The following is a 16515-nucleotide window of genomic DNA, read 5'->3' on the forward strand; positions in this document are numbered from 1 at the left end:
AGAGAGGGAGTTTCAGGCCGTTACAATGTCGGCAAGAGGGACAAACAGATGTCAACAGACCTGAACTATTCTGCCACAAGGGATCCCTTTTCGGCGCTGGGGCTGGACGTGGGCAACCGCCGCATCGGCGTGGCCGGCTCCGACGGGCTGGGGCTGCTGGCCACGGGGCTGGGGGTGATCCGGCGCCGTTCCCTGCCGGAAGATATCGCCCAAGTGCAGGCGTGGATCCGCCGCCGCCAAGCCACCGTGGTGGTGGTCGGGATCCCGCTTTTGGCGGATGGATCGGTGGGGTCCCAGGCCCGCAAGGTGCAGCGGTTTGTGCGGGCGCTGCAGGCGGCCGTGGATTTGCCGGTGGTTACGGTCAACGAGTACCTGAGCACCGTACAGGCGGAGTGGGATCTGCGCCAGGCCGGGATCCCGGCTAAGGCCCAGAAAGCGCTTATCGACCAGCAGTCGGCGGCAGTGATTCTCCAAACTTGGCTGGACGAGCGGCGCTATTCCCAGAGCTCAAAAGCGCCCTGCAGATAGTCTGCCAAAGCGTAGCTCACCCCTTCCTTGCCCGGTCGCTGTTCCACCAGCGCGACATCAAAGCGACAAGCTAGTTCAGCAAGATCAGGGTGCTGGCTCAAGAAAGCTTGGGCGGCCCGGATTAGGCGCTGCTGCTTTTGGATCCCAACCGCCAAAAGCCCCTTTTGATCCCAGCCCTGGCCACTGCGGGTTTTCACTTCCACAAAAATCAACTCCCCTGCCCTAGAGGCCACCAGATCCAGCTCTCCCCAACGACAGCGCCACTGTTGCGCCAGGATCTGCCAGCCTTGCTCCTCCAGGTACTGCCGCACACAAGCTTCGCCAGCCTCGCCCATGTTTTGGAGAGAAGTTCGCTTGGGCAAGGGATCCCCAGCCTACCTAGATACAAACTCCTCGAAGGAACTATTCAGAATCGCTCCCCCCTTGGCCCTAGTGGGCAGAGCCGTTGCCGTGATATTTATCGGTGTCGTAAAAGCCGTTGCGGGTGCCGAAGTAAAAACTTGCCAAAGAGAGGGCAAAAGCAACCCCCACCAAGACTAGCTTTGCATCCACGTGGCCTTCTCCTGATTTCCTCCTGAACCGTAACCATGATAGCCTGTCTCTCCTGCATAGCCCTCTTGTGGGAAGCAGCATCAACATCGGCAAGGCAGGGATCCCAAAGGCCTACGGGCGCGAACGGAGAGCTTTCCTGGATGAGCTGAGCATGCTACCATTCAGGCTAGAAAGGGAGTAGTCAGGCGGCTTACCGCCCTCTGCATCGACATACTGGCTAAAAGCAGCCCGGTGCCAGAGACAAGGCAAGCCCATCGTCTTGCCTTGGTGACGAGACTTTCACTGAGTTCACGCGGAGGTGAGCTTGGTGAGTCCGTCTGACTTTCCCAGCCTTCGCCTCCAGGTGTGAACCGATTCTGCACACAAGAGAGGTTGGAGGCTAAACGATGTGGGCCGGTTTTGCGTCAAGTTTGCTGTTGGTTACGGTAGCTGAGTTTGGGGATAAGACCTTTTTTACCCCCCTGATTCTGGCTATGCGGCACCCACGCCGCTGGGTCTTCTTGGGAACGTGGCTGGCTTTGGCCGCGATGACCTTGCTGGCTGTGGTGGCCGGGAAAGTGCTTTTTGAGCTGCTGCCACCCCTGGGCGTGCGAGTGCTATCGGCTGGAGTTTTCGCGGCTTTTGGGCTAAGAATGCTCTGGCAAGCTTACCAAATGACTCCCCAGCAGGAGAAGGAAGAAGAGGAAGAAGCCCTCAGGCTGGTGGAGCAAGCCGAAGCAAAAGGCGCTGGCCGCGGCGGGGCTTGGGCTGTTGTGTGGGAGGCCTTTAGCCTGACCGCCTTGGCCGAGTTCGGGGACAAAACCCAGATTGCCACCGTTTCCTTGGCAGCCACCCACCCGGGATTGAGTGTCTGGGCAGGGGCCACCCTCGGCCATGGGCTGATGGTGGGGTTGGCGGTGGTGGGCGGTCGCTTCTTAGCAGCCCACATCTCTGAACGCGCCGTGCATTGGGTGGGGGGCGGCTTGTTTCTGCTGTTTGCGTTGGTAACCAGTTGGGAATTGTTAGGATAAACAACTGTAGTTATTTCAAAGAGCAATGAAACAGCTCGTTGCGTCAGTGGAGCCGAGCACTGGAGGAGCGTCTTAATCGGGTTTGAAACAACCATACCCGTAGGAGCTGCTCCCGCTTGGACTGCAAAATCTCCTCTCGCTTCATGGCGCGAAGGTCCGCTCTTTGTTGAGCTGGGCACATTCTGCCTTTTGGCTGCAGAACTCCCATGAAGTCGGAAAAAAAGTTCGGATTATCCAAATTCCTGTTCGATAATTCGCCATCTGGCAGTAATCACTCCTGGCTCCAGGCTGAGGCGGCTGACGACAAGTTCTAGAGCCTGGTCGTCGCGGGTTTGGGTGACCAGCTCCGCTTCAACTTTGACCAGGTCGGGTTTGTCTTCTAGGTCTTCGCTGTAGAGGGCTCGCAATTTGAGATGGGTGGGCGCTATGCCCTGCAGCAGCAGGGCGCGCAGGTGGGCTTCCGCATGGCTTTTGCAGATAAATGAACACTCATAGACCAGTTCCAGCTCCGTGCCTTTGAGGGGCTGTTGGTTGATGCGGTAGCCCAGGGGGCGCAGCAGAATGTTGGCGATCAACACGGCTCCTGCCCCAATGGTGGCTTGGGGAATGTACCCTGATCCGGCAAAAGCCCCTACGGCTGCTGCACACCAGATGGTGGCAGCGGTGTTCAAGCCGCGCACGCTGGCCCCCTCTTTGAGGATCACGCCCCCGGCCAAAAAGCCAATCCCCGACACCACCTGGGCGGCAATGCGAGTTGGACTGCTTTCATCAGGGGTGAGCACTGAGAGCATGACAAACAAGGCTGCGCCAGTGGCCACCAAGGTGTTGGTGCGCAGGCCGGCCATGCGCTGCCGCCACTGGCGCTCCAGCCCGATAAGGGATCCCAAGATAAAGGCAACCGTTAGGCGGAAGGTGAAGTCAATCCAGGTCATAGGGCATGCTCCAGTTGCCGTGGAGGAGTGAGGGCTAGCCGGCCACATCTGGGATCCCCAGGGCTTTGGCCTCCTGTTCCAGAGCCTGCCAGAGGGTTTCCAGTTGAGCAAAGGCCACTTCTGGGGCCAGCTTACCACCCGTTTCTAAAGCGCAGGTTATGCTGACTCGATGGGCGTAGCGCTGCAGCAGCAACCGGAACTGAGCTGTGGTGGAAGGAGCTTTCAAAGTCATGGCACACCTCCTGAACGAATAATCGGATTCAATCTGAATCCAGCTCCCCCAGGCCGGGGGTAGCCTGGGAGCCAAAGTTGGACTGCAAGGCGAAGAGAGCAGCCTCAGAACTCGACTTCAACGCCGACCAGCCAAGCTACCAAGGTGAAATACACCCAGAGGCCGGTGAAATCTTTGATGGTAGTGATGAAAGGGTCTGCTCCGGGAGCGTGGTCAAAGCCCAGCTTTAACATCACCCAGGGCAAAATGGCGCCCAAGATAGCCCCCAAAGTGAGGACAATGGCCAGAGCCAAGCCCACCGCTAGACCCAATTGTGGGATCCCATTCGGTGCCCCCTGCCAGAAGTAGGCAATCACCCCAGCCGTGACCCCCAGGATCACTCCGATAATGCCACCAATGCTGGCTTCCCGCAGCAAATAGGGGAGAAACTGCCGCACGTTGATGTGGCCCCAAGCCAAGCCACGGGCAAAGATGGTCGTAGATTGGGTGCCGACATTACCGCCCATATCCATGACCAAGGGGATGAAAACAGCCGCTGCCGTCACCGCCTCCAACACTTCCTCAAAGGTTTCGATCACTCCCCCCACCACCATGCCGCCAATCAAGGTGATGATTAAAAACGTGATGCGCAGGCGGACGGCATACCAACGGGAGCCTTTAACCAGGCGCTCGCTCCAAACCTTGTCTCGGCTGAGCAAGTTGCCCACCCCTGCTTGGGCCAGAGCGGCGTCGGTGGCTTCTTCTTCCACCAAGTTGATGACATCTTCAAAGGTGATATCTCCCACCAAGCGTCCTTCACTGTCGACCACCGGAATGGCCGGCAAGCCGGAATCTTTGAGCAAACGAGCTGCCTGGAGATCCCGGTCGGTAACCCGAGCAACAATATCCGATCCCTCGATCAGCTCCCGAATGGGCAGGTCGGGATCCGCCTTCACCAGCCGCACGGTGCGCACCAGACCTTTGTAGAACCGCTGGTCATCGACCACAAAGATCACATCCAGCTCGTCATCCCCCAGTTGGGAGTCGCGCACACTGGCCAAAGCTGCCCCGACGGTGAGGGTATCGCGCACCGCCAAGTAGCGCAGGTTCATCAGCCGACCGGCACTGCGCTCCGGGTAGTTCAGCAGGATATTCACGGCTTCGCGGGCTTCTGGGCTGAGGTTGGCGATCAGCCGCTTGGTAACTTTGGCCGGCAGCTCCTCAAACAGGCGCACCCGCTCGTCTGGGGGTAATGCTTCCACCAGCCGGATCACCTCTGGGTTTTCCATGCTGCGGATGAGATCGGCCTGTTCTTCAGGCCGCAAATACTCAAATACCGCCATGGCCTTGTCTTTTTCCAGCAACCGAAAAGCCAGTACCCGCTGCCGCGGAGAAATCTCCATCAACTGCTGCACCAGCTCGGCAATAGGGGCGCGGTTGGCCGCTCGCTTGGCGGCTTCCAAAGAGGCAGGAGAGAGAAGATCGCGAAGAATGTTTTGCTGCATAACAAACCTCCGAAGGTTGGAGTCAGCCGGATAAAAGACCCGGAGGGCAACGACCAACCCCTGCTCCGAGGCTCATGGGAGCCCTGAAGCTGAACGCCTCTCAACGTCTTAGGCCCGACTCGACGCCCACAAGCCCAAGTCGATAAAAGGGAATCCAAAGGGTTCCCCCTGGCCCACGAACAACAAATACAAAACCCAAGGCTAGGGGAAGTCCCCTTTGAAGCACTCCTGCTTTTCCCTTTTCCGATGCTCAGGTCGAGCTCTGCTCAGCCCATCTGTTCGTCGCCGACCGAGAGAGCCACCCAAGCCAGAAGCTATTTGAGAAAGCTCTCCTGTCCCTTCGCGTTGGCGAAACGGGATCCTCTCAAGCGACGACTGAGGCTGTCAGCGGGAAAATGGAAGGCACCAGGAAGGCGCAGATCTCCAAGGACTTGAGCTCCTAAGAGCGATCTCCGCTGGCCGGTGCTACAACTGCCAGAAGCGTCCATGTTGTTGAACGTTTTCCTCCGAAAGAGTTGAACCGGAACAACCCGGACAGCCCGAAGAGGATCTCTTCAGCCCTTTTTAGGCTAGTTGCAGGAAGGGGATCCCGTCAACCTTTTTCTGGCATATTCGGTGAACGATCAGCGGAGCAGATGGGGAGTTAAGATCGGGGTAAGCGAACAAGAGAGCACAACCTCTTCCGGGTTCTGCTCGCAGCCTGACTGAGTAGAGTCCCCATCCTGGCAGCTTGTGACCTTGGGAAAACGCTGCCCTATGCTGCCTGTGTTTTTAAGAGGCTCACCCCAATGAGCTGCGCGGAGTGGATCAGCTCTTTCCAGCCTCTACAGGTGCCGCTGCCCATGAGCCTATGGCCACCCTTCCCCTGGTTTCTGTGATCTTGGGTACGCGGCCCGCAGCCATCGAGCTGGCTCCGGTGATCCAGGCCCTGCGGGCCAGTCCCCACCTGCACACAAAAGGATAGCTTGGTAGCCCCGCACTTGAGTGCAGGGCGGAAAAGCCCGCTAGCCACTTTAGTCGCTTACCCATGATGGGGGTCGTTGATATAGTTTCATAGCTCAAACAACCTCTTCCTGACTTCTCCTACCAAGACCTTTTTCCTTCTCTTTGGCCAAAAAATGAGATAAACAACCGCTAGCCCCACAGCATGGTTGTAGTGATTGTACCGTTGACTTTCCTCTCGCATTATCGCTTACTCATGTCAGACTGTAGTTATCATACTGCTCATCAACAATGATGGAGTACGGCTGTCAGCAGGTTCGAGTCAAGAACAGGGAGCTAGTCCCCCTATTAGAGTTGTGTCAACAGTCTAATAAGCAACTGTGCTCTGTACGATGCGAGACAAGTCTATTTCAAAACGAAGCGATGGGCAAGCTATGGTGAGCTTTGTGCTGAGATGGCCAGAACCCAAAACAAGCACTTTATCGCAATGTATGTTTCCGCCGCACAACAGACGTGTAAGTCTGTAGCTGAGGCACTCAGTAGCTCTAAGAAAAAGCTGAGGCTCTCCTGGCAAGAAGGAATGAGTTTAAGACCAAACCTGCCGCGCTACCGTAAGAAGGGGATGTTCTCAGTAGCATACCCGAAAAAGTGGCTTAAGTTCCAAGAAGCAAAAGTCAGAGTGCCGCTCGGCAACCAGGTCAAAGCTTGGTTTGGAATAGACGCTTTCTGGATACGATTTCCTACCAATACCAATCCCCTCAACTGCCAACCTCGACCGGAGAGATACCTATGTCTACCCAGTTGACGCCGCGGTTTGCCGAGGCCATGCGCTACGCCTACCGCTGGCATGCCGCTCAAACCCGCAAGGGAACAAGGATCCCCTACCTCAGCCACCTGCTGGCGGTGGCGTCCATCGCCCTGGAGCATGGCGCCGACGAAGATGAGGCCATTGCTGCCCTCCTCCACGACAGCCTGGAGGATGGCCCCCGCTACAGCGGCGAGCCGCGGGCTCAGATTGAACGGGAGCTGCGGGAGCACTTCGGAGAACGGGTGCTGCAGATCGTCCTGGGATGCACGGACACCGACAGCGATAGCTCCCTGGGCGAGCCCAAAGAAGACTGGAAAGAGCGCAAAGTGGCCTATCTCAAGCACTTGGAAACCGCAGATGCCTCGGTTTTGCTGGTGGCCGCCTCCGACAAGCTGCACAACGTCCGCTGCATCCTACGCGACTTTCGCCAACTGGGGGATCAGCTCTGGGAGCGCTTCTCCGGCGGCAAAGAGGGATCCCTGTGGTACTACCGGTCGCTGGCGGAGATCCTGGGGCGACGGCTGCCTTCTAGGCTGGCAGTGGAGTTCCAAGAGCTGGTGGTCGAGTTGCAACGGGCAGCCGGGTCGGGGCCGGCAACAGCTTGACAGAGACGACCAGGGCTGAAGAAAATGCTGAGGGCAGCTTTCTCTCTTGCACTCTTCAGGTCACCTGTCTATGGTTCTCGCTGTTGGCACCGTTGCTCCAGGGTTCAACACGACCGACACCCACGGCAACCAAGTTTCTCTGGCTGATTTTACCGGGAAAACCGTTGTCCTCTACTTTTACCCTAAAGACGACACCCCTGGCTGCACCAAAGAGGCCTGCGGCTTCCGCGACGCCTACGCTGATTATCAAAGCAAAAACGTGGTGGTGTTGGGGGTGAGCATGGACGACCAGGCCTCTCACCAAAAGTTTGCCGAGAAGTACAACTTGCCTTTCCCTCTGCTGGTGGATACCAGTGGGGTGATCGCCCGCGCCTACGATGTGGATGGAGGCGGCTACGCCAAGCGGGTGACCTACGTCATCGACGCCGAGGGCAAAATTGCCAAGGTCTATCAGAACATCAACACCGAAACCCACGCCCGCGATATTTTGGCGGATTTGGGTTTGTAGAAGCGCTGCCTCTTTTCAGTACTCCTCGCTAGATCCCGGCCTTTGCGCATGAACGACGACATTCCGGTCGCCCGTCGCCAGTCCACTCCGGCGAAAAAAGCGCAAAGTTCGGTGCCTGCCCTGAGGTCCCGTCTAGTCTTGGGCCTGGTGCTGGTTGGGCTAGTGCTCCTGGCGGGTTGGGGGATAGAGAAGTTACCGGGATCCCAGCAGGCGGCGGATCCCCAAGTTCTGGAGGAAGCCGGTCAGCCCTCTCTGCCGCAGCCAACTGTGCAGAATGGGCGACCTTCTCTGTTGGGGCACTATGCCTATTCCGAAGCCCCTGCAGACAGCTTGCGGGTGGTGGGCAGCTACCGTGGTCGAGAGGTGCGCCTGCGCCAGGCGGCTGCCGAGAGCTACCTGCGCATGAGTGAAGCAGCCCAAGCCGACGGGATCCGCCTTGTCCCTATCTCTGGGTTTCGCTCGATAGCGGAGCAGGAGTTTTTGTTTTTTCAACTGGCCCAATCGCGAGCCTTGCGACCGGAAGAACGGGCTGCGCTCAGCGCTCCCCCCGGCTACAGCGAGCACCACACCGGCTACGCCATTGATATTGGCGATGCCCAGTTTCCTCAGTGGGACACTCAAGAAGCCTTTGAGACCACCCCTGCCTTCCGGTGGCTGGAGAGAAATGCCGCCCGTTTTGGCTTTGAGCTGTCTTTCCCCAGAAACAATCCGCAGGGGGTGAACTACGAACCTTGGCACTGGCGCTTTGTGGGCGACCGCCACAGCCTGGAGACCTTCTACAAGCGCTAACACCTCCCCTCTCCCCTTGGGAGAGGGGACGGGGGTGAGGGATCGAAAAGCGGATGACGCGATTCGAACGCGCGACCGTCTCGTTGGCAACGAGAAGCTCTACCACTGAGCTACATCCGCATCGGACATCTATCATGGCAAGTTTTGCGGTCGTTTGTCAAGCCAGGGATCCCTGGCGCATTTTGTTCCAGAATGAGAGAAGTTTATCTTTCTTTGCAGTTGCCTCAGCCTTTGGCTGAGCTCATTTGAGGGGATCACGATGCGGGTAGCCATTATCGGGGCCGGGTTGGCCGGCTTGGTCACAGGGGTGGATTTGGTGGAAGCGGGGCACCAGGTGCAGATCTACGAGGCGCGGCCCTTTGTGGGCGGCAAGGTGGGCTCCTGGCAGGATGCCGAGGGCAACCACATCGAGATGGGGCTGCACGTTTTTTTCTGCAACTACAGCAACCTGTTTGCCCTGATGAAGAAGGTGGGGGCCTACGAGAACCTGCTGCCCAAGCAACACACCCACACCTTTGTCAACCGCGGGGGGCAGGTGGCCAGCCTCGATTTTCGCTTCCCGCTAGGGGCGCCCTTCAACGGCCTCAAGGCTTTTTTTGCCACCGAGCAGCTCTCTTGGGCCGATAAGCTGCGCAACGCCCTGGCGCTGGGCACCAGCCCTCTGATTCGCGGCCTGCTGGACTACGAGGGGGCGATGCGGCAGATTCGCGCTTTGGATCGGATGAGCTTTGCCGAGTGGTTCCGCCGCCACGGGGGATCCGAGGCCAGCCTGAAGCGGATGTGGAACCCGATTGCCTATGCCCTGGGCTTCATCGATACGGAGCAGATTTCCGCCCGCTGCATGCTGACCATTTTTCAGATGTTTGCCAGCAAAACCGATGCCTCCAAGCTCAACCTCCTCAAGGGATCCCCGGACAACTACCTCACCCAGCCCATCGTCCGCTACCTGCAAGCCCGCGGCGGCCAGGTTTACACCCGCAGAGGGGTCAGCCGCATTGAAGTCAGCGACTCTCCTCCCTACGCAGTAACCGGTCTGGTCTTGGCCAATGGCGAGCGGGTGGAAGCGGATGTGTACGTGTGTGCAACAGCCGTGGAAGGGGCGAAACGGCTGATCCCCCAGGTGTGGCGGCAGTGGCCCCAGTTCGACAACCTCTACAAGCTGGAATCCGTACCCGTGGCAACGGTGCAATTGCGCTTCGACGGCTGGGTGACGGAGCTGAAGGGCCGGGCCAAACGCGCCGCTGACCACCCGCAGCCAGTTGGCATCGACAACCTCCTCTACACCCCCGATGCCGATTTCTCCTGCTTTGCCGATCTGGCTCTCACCAGCCCCGCCGACTACTACAAACCCGGCCAGGGATCCCTGCTGCAGTGTGTGCTCACGCCGGGGGATCCCTTCATCTCCATGTCCAACGAACAAATTGCCCGGCACGTGCTGCGCCAAGTGCACGAGCTGTTTCCTTCGTCGCGGCAACTGAACATGACCTGGTACAGCGTCGTCAAGCTGGCCCACTCCCTCTACCGAGAAGCGCCAGGCATGGATCCCTATCGCCCGCACCAGAAGACCCCCGTGCCCAACTTCTTCTTTGCCGGCAGCTACACCGCCCAAGACTATATCGACAGCATGGAAGGGGCTACCCTCTCCGGCCACCTGGCCGCCCAGGCCATCCTGGCCGCCTGCCGGGATCCCCAGCCGTCGCCGCCAGCCTAGCGGGCCTTCGCTGCCCAGCAGAACAGCGGCAAAGGGGGGCTCTCCCTGCCTCTGGCCTCAGCCAGTTGGCTGTGGCAGGCTGGATCCTTTTCCCCTACCATCTAGGCTGGGAAAATGGGTTGGGGATAGCTATGCAGGCGGTGATTTTGGCAGGGGGGCAAGGAACTCGCTTACGGCCGCTGACCTTGTGGCAACCGAAGCCTCTGCTGCCGTTGCTAGAGGTGCCTTTTTTACACTGGCTGATCGGGCGCTGCCGCCGGGCCGGCCTGACGGACATTTTGCTCAGCGTGGGGTATCTGGGCAGACAGATCGAGGCGGCTCTGGGAGATGGCACTGCTTGGGGGGTAAAGCTCCGCTACGTCGTCGAGGAGACGCCGCTAGATACAGCGGGAGCTTTGGTGCTGGCCCAACCCTACTTCAGCGGGGATCCCTTAGTGGTCTTCAATGCCGATATCCTCACCGATCTGGATTTATTAGATTTGATACACTGCCACCTGCAGAGCGGGGCCGTCGCCACCCTCACCCTCGCCCAGGTGGAGGACGTCACCGCCTACGGCCTGGTGGAGGTAGGGGAAGGGGGCCGGATCCAATCCTTTCGGGAAAAGCCCACTGCTGCCGAAGCCCTCACCCTCACCACCAACACCATCAACGCTGGTACCTATGTCCTCGATCCGGCTATTTTCAAAGACTACCCCAGCGGGGATCCCCTCAGCTTCGAGCGGCGTATCTTCCCCGACTTGCTGCGGCAGGGGCGACGGCTGCAAGCCTACCTGCACACTGGCTACTGGCGGGATCTGGGCACGCCGGCCAGCTACTACCACGGCCAACTGGACATTCTCCTGAGCCGGATGAGGGATTTCCCTCTCGAGGATGTGGAAGAACGGGCGCCAGGGGTATGGGTTCACAAGACCGCCGAGATCCACCCTGACGTTCAATTGCACGCGCCCTGCTACATCGGCGCTTACACGCGCTTGGGCTCCCAAGCTCAAGTCCCCGCCGGCACCATCCTCGGCAGCTACAGTTGGGTCAATGGATCCCTGCAGCCGGGGGCCTATGGGCCGGGCCTCCTGGTAGTCTAGGTTAAAGGCCAGTTAAGCGCCCAAGCCTCCACAACAGAGCCGGCCAAAGATGGAGCTACCGCAAAGCGGGGAACGCTGGGATCCCTATCTTGCCGCCGTAGCCGCCCGCTTCAACCGGGAGCTGGAGGTGCAGTTGGGTCGGGCCAGTTGGCAGCTTCCCCCCGACCTGGAACAGTTGCCCTTTTGGCAAGCCCAAAAGCGGGATCACCTCCAGGAACGCCTGGGGATCCCCTTTTGGCAATTGCGCGCCCCCAAAAAGCGGGAAGCCTGCTTGGATCTGGGCTGTGGAGTGAGTTTCCTGACCTATCCCTGGAACGATTGGCAGGCCTACTTTTACGGCCATGAGCTGAGCGGGGGGATCGTGCGCTTTGTGCGCTCGCGGGCACCGCAGCTTAACTCCAAGCTGTTCAAGTCGATGCAGCAGGGATCCGCCCATCACCTGGAAAACTACGGGCCAGAGCAGTTCGATCTGGCCATTGCTACAGGATTTTTGTACTACTACCCGATAGACTACTTTGACGCGGTTTGGGCAGAACTGAGGCGGGTGTTGCGTCCGGCTGCGCCAGTGATTATCGAAGTGGTCAATCCTGAGTCGGTGTGGGCCGAACAGTGGGGGTTGATTGAGCTCTTCAAAGGCAGCGAGCCGATTCTCACGCCCCTACAGGAGTGGGAGCGGCGCATCGCCGACTTGGGGGGCAAAATCCAGAAACAGGCCAGTGGCGAGCTATTTACCACCTATTGGATTCAGCGCAAGCAGTGACCTCCTCTCCCTTTGAAGAGGGGGGCTTTCCCCTTCCACGAGGTAGCTTGCCCGGAGGATTGGCTTTCCAAAGTCGGTGCTCTCTCCCCCACCCTTATAAGATGGGAAAACTCCTACCTCTTACTTTTTTATGTCCAGATCCCCCGCCTTGCCGCCTGCCGAGCCGGGTTCAGCCGGATTTTCAGCGCTGAAGGCCCGCTATCTGCTGCTGGCTTTCCTGTCGATCAACGGGGGGGTGGGTCTGGGGGTTGTCGCTTTGGCCAGGCTGTTGCCTCTGCCCTCGGACGATCCGGTGCTGGCCTACGTTGTCTATTGCGTCACGTTTGTGCTCACTTGTATCTGGAGCTGGCAGCGCGGGCGACGAGCCCATTTGCAGATGAGGCGGCTGTGGGGCAACTGGCGAGCTGTGATTCCCTGGGGATCCCTGCTGCGGGTAGTGCCGGCTTTGGTTGTGCTCTCCATGGGCACCACTTTGCTGATGCTCTACTGGGTGTCGCTGTCTTTCCCGGAGCTGGCGGAGTCGATGCTGGACTCCCTGGGGGAAGAGGAGGGGGAGACAGCCTGGCCGCAGGTGTACCAGGGGTTGCGCTGGCTCTCGATTGCAGTGGTGGCCCCCATAACGGAGGAATGGCTGTTTCGCGGCATTTTGCTCCACCGCTGGAGCCTCAAGTGGGGGCTTGACAGAGGCCTGCTGGCTTCTTCCGTGGTCTTTGGCCTACTGCACCCTAACCCACTTGGGCTGACGGTGTTTGGCCTGGTGATGGGGCTGCTCTACCTGAAAGCACGCTCCTTGAGCTTACCCATCCTGGCCCATGCTTTGAACAATATCCTGGCTCTAGCGCTGGGATCCCTGGGAGGAGGGGTAGTGGAACAGGTGGATCCCATCGGGAGCTTTCACCTCTACTACAGCCTGTGCTGTCTAGTTTTGGCTGGGTTCATCGTAATCCCTTTCCTCCGCTGCCATTGGCCGGAACGGGGGGCTCACTTGCCCTATTTTGTAAATTGCCCGCACTCATGCTGACACATAGAGTGCAGGCTTTGGGTAGCCCTGCAGTTGGCAAGCCAACCAAGGGCCCCCCACACCCCCCGTGTACGGGGGGCAGGCCGGCTTACAGCAGCCCCCAAAACCGCAATCACATTGGCACCGTTAAAATCTGCCTCCCCTTCCCAGCCCCAGGCCGGGTTCACACAACGAAAACGCTTCCCTTCCTGCTGGCCAAGCCATAAACATCGGTGGCCGGTTTGCAAACTGTCGGCAGGCGGCACCACCACAACCTTGACCCCGGCCCCACCGCCTTGGAGTGCAGAAACTGCCTCAGTTGAGAAAACGCCAACTGTTCGACCGCCAACGCTCTGTTTTGCTGCGCGGCTGTTGATTGACACGCTCCCGTATCCCCCGTGTACAGGAGGAAAAGGGCGGGCCTCCTGCCGTTTCTAGCTGAACTCCTAAGCGGCCTTGGCGTCGGTATCCCCAGACGGAAAGGACTTGAGGCGGGATCCCGCCAAGAATGTAAACGAAACGCCAAAAACTGTCACCCGATCCCTCGAAAAAGCTGGAGGGGTGGGGATATCCTGAAATAGGCAGCAACAGATCCGGTGCAGAGTTGAGCTGTGGCTCGTTCGCCAACAGGGTGGCTGTTACGCCAGCGAGGCAGCCCACAGGGTTGACATGGAAAGGCGGTCTTTTCTACAAAAGTTACTCCTGGTTGCTGCCGGCCTTGGTCTCTCTCCCGGCTGGTTGGTGGGTCAGGCTGAGCGCTACGGGCAAGCTTTGGCGGCCAGCTCCCGCAAGTTGGCTCTCTTGATAGGCATTAACCGCTACCCCGGCGAGGGATCCCCGTTACAGGGGTGTGTCACGGATGTGGAGCTGCAGCGGGAGCTGCTGCGGTATCGCTTTGGCTTTGACCCGGCAGACATTCTCATCCTCACCGATGGAGCTGCCACTTCAAGCGCGATCCAGTCAGCCTTTGCCGAGCACTTGGGAAGTGCAAGTCAGACGGCTGAAACGGTAGTGGTGCAGTTTAGCGGCTACGGCCAATGGCGGGCGGGATCTTCGCCCGAGCGCTGGCAGCCGGCGCTGCTGTTGGCTGGCCCTGAAGAAGCGGCGGCTATGGGTCTGGAGCGCTTTTTCCAGCTTGTGCAAAGCTTGGGCACAGCCCAGCTCACGACCGTACTCGATTGTGGCTTTACCTATGTTGCACCCGCAGTACGGGGCAACTTGCAACTGCGCTCCCGCCCGCCGAAAGTCCCCAAGGAAGTAGCCTCTACCTCCCCAGAGGCGGTGGCTCCCGGTCGCCTGCCTTCTGGTGAAGTGCAGCAGATTTGGCCCTCTCCGCCCAAGGGGTTGTTAATTGCCGCCACCACCCCCCAAGATTTGGCGGCAGAAGCCGCTTGGCCGGGATTTCATGCAGGGATACTCACCTACCTGTTGACGCAGTACCTGTGGGAGACCACACCTGCCACCCGCCTGCTGATAGCCTTCAACCAAGTGGCCGGTCAGCGGGAGCTGGGCCTGTTTGCTTGTCAGCGCCCCATCCTGGAGGGCAAAGAAACGGCTCGGCGCATCCCGCCCTACTTCCTCACCCCCCCTCAGGTGGGAGTCAGCGGCGCCATCCAGGAAGTGAAGGGGAATCGGGCCCAGGTGTGGCTGGGTGGGATCCCACCGGCGGCACTCTGCGGCTTGCAGCCAGGTACTCTTTTGGTTCCCATTGCTGCCGAGCCTTCCACCGCCTCGCCGGTGCCGCTGCTGATTCGTTCTCGCAGCGGCCTGTTGGCACAGGTGCAGCCGGCCAACGGGGAAGGTCAATTTCCCCCCGTGGGCACGCTGGTGCGGGAGCAGTTGCGCAGCCTCTCCAGCAGCCTCAAGCTTTTGGTGGGTCTGGAAGACAACTTAGGCCGCGTTGAAAAAGTAGATCTGACCAACGCCATCGCCGGCTACAGCTGGATGGAGACGGCCAACCCGCGCGAGCGCCAGGTGGATTGCCTGCTGGGCCGCATCACCCCCGAAATGGCCGCCGCCTTTCAATTGGACGCTCTGCCCAAACCCCTGGAAGTCAACAGCTACAGCCTCTTTTGGCCGGGGCGAGAATTGCTGCTCAATTCCTGCGGGCCGGCTGGGGAAGCTGCCGCTACGGCAGTGCAGCGGCTGGTGCCCCGTCTGGCCCATCTGCTGGCGGCCAAGCGCCTGCGGGCTACCCTCAACGCGGCAATCTCGCCGCTGGCGGTGGTGGGGGAATTGTCCACCAAGGGCAAACCCTTGCGGGGGTCACGGCTTGCCCAAGGGGCCGCTGCTCCTGGCGAGCCAGGCATGCCACGCTTTATGCGCGGGGATCCCCTCTATCTCACTCTGCGCAACGAGGGCGAGCAGGATCTGTTCGGGTACCTGTTGATGGTCGATTCCAGCGGGCAACTGCACCTGCTGGCCCCCATGCCCCAGGAGGACTTTGCCCTGCCGCTGCGCCTGGAGGCCAAGAGCAGCCTGACTTTGCCACCTCTGCCTGAGATGGCTGGCAATTCGCGCTCTGCCGTCAATCCCGATCTGCTCACCTGCCATGCCCAGGGGCTGACCGAGCTGCTGTTTGTGGCCAGCACTCGCCCCTTGTCGGCCAGCTTGGAAGCCCTCAAAACCATGGCCCGCAAGCTGGGGGTAGCCCGTTCGCCGCTGTTGCTCAATGGGCCGCTGGAATGGACGCAAATTCTCCTCGAGGAGTTGACCCAGCGTGCCCCCGAAGGGGATCCCGACTTGCGCTGGCTGGATCCCGGCCAGGCTGTTACCCTTTCCCTCACCTATTTGCTGGTTTAGCTCAGCAACAGGGCAAACAGGCCACAGAGAGCAATGCCATCGAAAACCCCGGCCCCGCCAATGCTGAGAATGCCCGAGCAATTGCGCCGCAGCACCTCCGGCAAGTGCAGCAGATCCGCTCCGATCACCGTGCCCAAAACCCCGCCAGCAAAGGCCACCGCCGGCGCCTGATCTCCAGCCCAGAACATGGCGGCCAAGGCTGCCGTAGCCGGGGCGGTCAAGGGATTCATCTGAATGCCGATTCCGGGCACCACGTGGGAAGCATAGTAGCTGACCACAGTCACCAGCGCCGTTACGGCCAGGATCAACAGCCCATCGGCCCGGCCAAATTGATACAGGGCCAAGAGCACCGGGATCAGCCCCCCGCCCACGTTCAGAGCAACCACGGTCTCCTGAGAGATCTTGGCCAACGGGATCCCCCAAAATTGCCGTATCCACAGGCTGGCCAGGTCTTCCACCAGCGTTACCTCGCACTTCACACGATACAGGGGAATATTGACCGAGCTGCCCGCCAGGATAGCCAGCAGCAGCAACAGCGCCCCCTCCCGCGAGAACCCCAACTTGCCCACCGCCAACGCCACCACATCCACCGCCAGCCCCAGCCAGAGGAAAGGCAGCAGCAGCACCAGCATCAAAAACAGCAACAGCGAGACCGGCAAGTAGAACATGGCAGGGATCCCAAACTTTCCTCCAGCCTATCAGGACTTAGTCCGGCTTCCTCGACTCTAGGTAGAGAGGATCCCCGATCTTGTAACAAAAATAACAAGCAAGTC

General features: G+C 59.6%; 16 protein-coding genes, 1 tRNA gene and 2 pseudogenes. 10 read left to right on the forward strand and 9 right to left on the reverse strand.

The window, feature by feature from the left end:
- Positions 1–48 precede the first annotated feature (48 nt).
- Positions 49–528 carry a Holliday junction resolvase RuvX gene (gene ruvX, locus SYN63AY4M2_RS04035; RefSeq protein ID WP_011429602.1) on the forward strand — a complete coding sequence of 160 codons (480 nt, stop codon included), beginning with the start codon at positions 49–51 and terminating at the stop codon, positions 526–528.
- On the opposite strand, the gene SYN63AY4M2_RS04040 is transcribed toward ruvX, so the two are convergent.
- Together SYN63AY4M2_RS04040 and SYN63AY4M2_RS14345 are read right to left on the reverse strand one after the other, a co-directional pair.
- A complete protein-coding gene (locus SYN63AY4M2_RS04040) occupies positions 495–863 on the reverse strand; it encodes a YraN family protein (protein WP_049749715.1) in 369 nt (122 codons plus the stop codon). The two genes, ruvX and SYN63AY4M2_RS04040, sit on opposite strands and share 34 nt — an antisense overlap.
- 94 nt (positions 864–957) lie before the next feature.
- Complete coding sequence (locus SYN63AY4M2_RS14345) at positions 958–1080, reverse strand: hypothetical protein (protein ID WP_041438124.1); 123 nt, start codon at positions 1078–1080, stop codon at positions 958–960.
- A 416-nt stretch (positions 1081–1496) separates the two neighbouring features.
- Here SYN63AY4M2_RS14345 and SYN63AY4M2_RS04050 point away from each other — a divergent pair, with 416 nt between their 5' ends.
- On the forward strand, positions 1497–2090 hold the full coding sequence (locus tag SYN63AY4M2_RS04050) for a TMEM165/GDT1 family protein (protein WP_240527955.1): 594 nt from the start codon (positions 1497–1499) through the stop codon (positions 2088–2090).
- 230 nt (positions 2091–2320) lie between these two features.
- Here SYN63AY4M2_RS04050 and SYN63AY4M2_RS04055 read toward each other — a convergent pair whose 3' ends face one another.
- From SYN63AY4M2_RS04055 to SYN63AY4M2_RS04070, 4 genes and pseudogenes are all read right to left on the reverse strand, one after another.
- Positions 2321–3022 carry an MgtC/SapB family protein gene (locus tag SYN63AY4M2_RS04055; RefSeq protein ID WP_011429571.1) on the reverse strand — a complete coding sequence of 234 codons (702 nt, stop codon included), beginning with the start codon at positions 3020–3022 and terminating at the stop codon, positions 2321–2323.
- Between the two features lie 34 nt (positions 3023–3056).
- Complete coding sequence (locus tag SYN63AY4M2_RS04060) at positions 3057–3254, reverse strand: hypothetical protein (RefSeq protein ID WP_099812376.1); 198 nt, start codon at positions 3252–3254, stop codon at positions 3057–3059.
- A gap of 104 nt (positions 3255–3358) precedes the next feature.
- Positions 3359–4738 (reverse strand): magnesium transporter, encoded by a 1380-nt coding sequence (mgtE, locus tag SYN63AY4M2_RS04065; RefSeq protein WP_099887226.1) that lies wholly within the window; start codon positions 4736–4738, stop codon positions 3359–3361.
- A 1054-nt stretch (positions 4739–5792) separates the two neighbouring features.
- Positions 5793–5924: pseudogene (locus tag SYN63AY4M2_RS04070) on the reverse strand (IS200/IS605 family transposase); the annotation flags it as partial.
- 545 nt (positions 5925–6469) lie between these two features.
- On the opposite strand from SYN63AY4M2_RS04070, the gene SYN63AY4M2_RS04075 reads away from it, so the two are divergent.
- From SYN63AY4M2_RS04075 to SYN63AY4M2_RS04085, 3 genes are all read left to right on the forward strand, one after another.
- The gene (locus SYN63AY4M2_RS04075) at positions 6470–7093 is read left to right on the forward strand and encodes an HD domain-containing protein (protein WP_011429568.1); all 624 of its coding nucleotides are present in this window, start codon (positions 6470–6472) and stop codon (positions 7091–7093) included.
- Positions 7094–7163: 70 nt separating this feature from the next.
- On the forward strand, positions 7164–7601 hold the full coding sequence (locus SYN63AY4M2_RS04080; protein ID WP_011429567.1) for a peroxiredoxin: 438 nt from the start codon (positions 7164–7166) through the stop codon (positions 7599–7601).
- Positions 7602–7649: 48 nt separating this feature from the next.
- Positions 7650–8390 carry a M15 family metallopeptidase gene (locus tag SYN63AY4M2_RS04085; RefSeq protein ID WP_099812378.1) on the forward strand — a complete coding sequence of 247 codons (741 nt, stop codon included), beginning with the start codon at positions 7650–7652 and terminating at the stop codon, positions 8388–8390.
- Positions 8391–8438: 48 nt separating this feature from the next.
- Here SYN63AY4M2_RS04085 and SYN63AY4M2_RS04090 read toward each other — a convergent pair.
- Positions 8439–8510 (reverse strand) — tRNA-Gly (locus SYN63AY4M2_RS04090).
- Between the two features lie 139 nt (positions 8511–8649).
- On the opposite strand from SYN63AY4M2_RS04090, the gene zds reads away from it, so the two are divergent.
- The 4 genes from zds (at position 8650) to SYN63AY4M2_RS04110 (ending at position 12961) form a co-directional block, all read left to right on the forward strand.
- Positions 8650–10101 carry a 9,9'-di-cis-zeta-carotene desaturase gene (gene zds, locus SYN63AY4M2_RS04095; RefSeq protein ID WP_099812379.1) on the forward strand — a complete coding sequence of 484 codons (1452 nt, stop codon included), beginning with the start codon at positions 8650–8652 and terminating at the stop codon, positions 10099–10101.
- A 131-nt stretch (positions 10102–10232) separates the two neighbouring features.
- A complete protein-coding gene (locus SYN63AY4M2_RS04100; protein WP_011429563.1) occupies positions 10233–11180 on the forward strand; it encodes an NDP-sugar synthase in 948 nt (315 codons plus the stop codon).
- A 49-nt stretch (positions 11181–11229) separates the two neighbouring features.
- Entirely contained in the window at positions 11230–11940 is a 711-nt protein-coding gene (locus SYN63AY4M2_RS04105) for a class I SAM-dependent methyltransferase (RefSeq protein ID WP_011429562.1), read from the forward strand.
- Positions 11941–12070: 130 nt separating this feature from the next.
- Positions 12071–12961, forward strand: a complete 891-nt coding sequence (locus SYN63AY4M2_RS04110; protein WP_011429561.1) for a CPBP family intramembrane glutamic endopeptidase — start codon at positions 12071–12073, stop codon at positions 12959–12961.
- Here SYN63AY4M2_RS04110 and SYN63AY4M2_RS14115 read toward each other — a convergent pair.
- A pseudogene (locus SYN63AY4M2_RS14115) lies at positions 12931–13336 on the reverse strand (zinc ribbon domain-containing protein); the annotation flags it as partial. The gene SYN63AY4M2_RS04110 and the pseudogene SYN63AY4M2_RS14115 overlap by 31 nt on opposite strands.
- A 273-nt stretch (positions 13337–13609) precedes the next feature.
- Between SYN63AY4M2_RS14115 and SYN63AY4M2_RS04120 the strand changes: the two are divergent.
- Positions 13610–15742, forward strand: coding sequence for a caspase family protein (locus SYN63AY4M2_RS04120; RefSeq protein ID WP_011429560.1), 2133 nt, complete (start codon positions 13610–13612; stop codon positions 15740–15742).
- Here SYN63AY4M2_RS04120 and SYN63AY4M2_RS04125 read toward each other — a convergent pair.
- The gene (locus SYN63AY4M2_RS04125) at positions 15739–16410 is read right to left on the reverse strand and encodes a DUF1614 domain-containing protein (RefSeq protein WP_011429559.1); all 672 of its coding nucleotides are present in this window, start codon (positions 16408–16410) and stop codon (positions 15739–15741) included. The genes SYN63AY4M2_RS04120 and SYN63AY4M2_RS04125 overlap by 4 nt on opposite strands.
- Between the last annotated feature and the right edge of the window lie 105 nt (positions 16411–16515).

Origin of the sequence: Synechococcus sp. 63AY4M2, assembly GCF_002760475.1 — a bacterium.
GTDB lineage: Bacteria > Cyanobacteriota > Cyanobacteriia > Thermostichales > Thermostichaceae > Thermostichus.

Bases quoted from the DNA above. Each gene is read 5' to 3' on its own strand.
- SYN63AY4M2_RS04110 (WP_011429561.1), top strand. From the start codon at position 12,071: ATGTCCAGATCCCCCGCCTTGCCGCCTGCCGAGCCGGGTTCAGCCGGA.
- SYN63AY4M2_RS04080 (WP_011429567.1), top strand. From the start codon at position 7,164: ATGGTTCTCGCTGTTGGCACCGTTGCTCCAGGGTTCAACACGACCGAC.
- mgtE (WP_099887226.1), bottom strand. From the start codon at position 4,738: ATGCAGCAAAACATTCTTCGCGATCTTCTCTCTCCTGCCTCTTTGGAA.
- SYN63AY4M2_RS04105 (WP_011429562.1), top strand. From the start codon at position 11,230: ATGGAGCTACCGCAAAGCGGGGAACGCTGGGATCCCTATCTTGCCGCC.
- SYN63AY4M2_RS04085 (WP_099812378.1), top strand. From the start codon at position 7,650: ATGAACGACGACATTCCGGTCGCCCGTCGCCAGTCCACTCCGGCGAAA.
- SYN63AY4M2_RS04100 (WP_011429563.1), top strand. From the start codon at position 10,233: ATGCAGGCGGTGATTTTGGCAGGGGGGCAAGGAACTCGCTTACGGCCG.
- SYN63AY4M2_RS04060 (WP_099812376.1), bottom strand. From the start codon at position 3,254: ATGACTTTGAAAGCTCCTTCCACCACAGCTCAGTTCCGGTTGCTGCTG.
- SYN63AY4M2_RS04125 (WP_011429559.1), bottom strand. From the start codon at position 16,410: ATGTTCTACTTGCCGGTCTCGCTGTTGCTGTTTTTGATGCTGGTGCTG.
- SYN63AY4M2_RS04075 (WP_011429568.1), top strand. From the start codon at position 6,470: ATGTCTACCCAGTTGACGCCGCGGTTTGCCGAGGCCATGCGCTACGCC.
- ruvX (WP_011429602.1), top strand. From the start codon at position 49: ATGTCAACAGACCTGAACTATTCTGCCACAAGGGATCCCTTTTCGGCG.
- SYN63AY4M2_RS04120 (WP_011429560.1), top strand. From the start codon at position 13,610: ATGGAAAGGCGGTCTTTTCTACAAAAGTTACTCCTGGTTGCTGCCGGC.
- SYN63AY4M2_RS04040 (WP_049749715.1), bottom strand. From the start codon at position 863: ATGGGCGAGGCTGGCGAAGCTTGTGTGCGGCAGTACCTGGAGGAGCAA.
- SYN63AY4M2_RS04055 (WP_011429571.1), bottom strand. From the start codon at position 3,022: ATGACCTGGATTGACTTCACCTTCCGCCTAACGGTTGCCTTTATCTTG.
- zds (WP_099812379.1), top strand. From the start codon at position 8,650: ATGCGGGTAGCCATTATCGGGGCCGGGTTGGCCGGCTTGGTCACAGGG.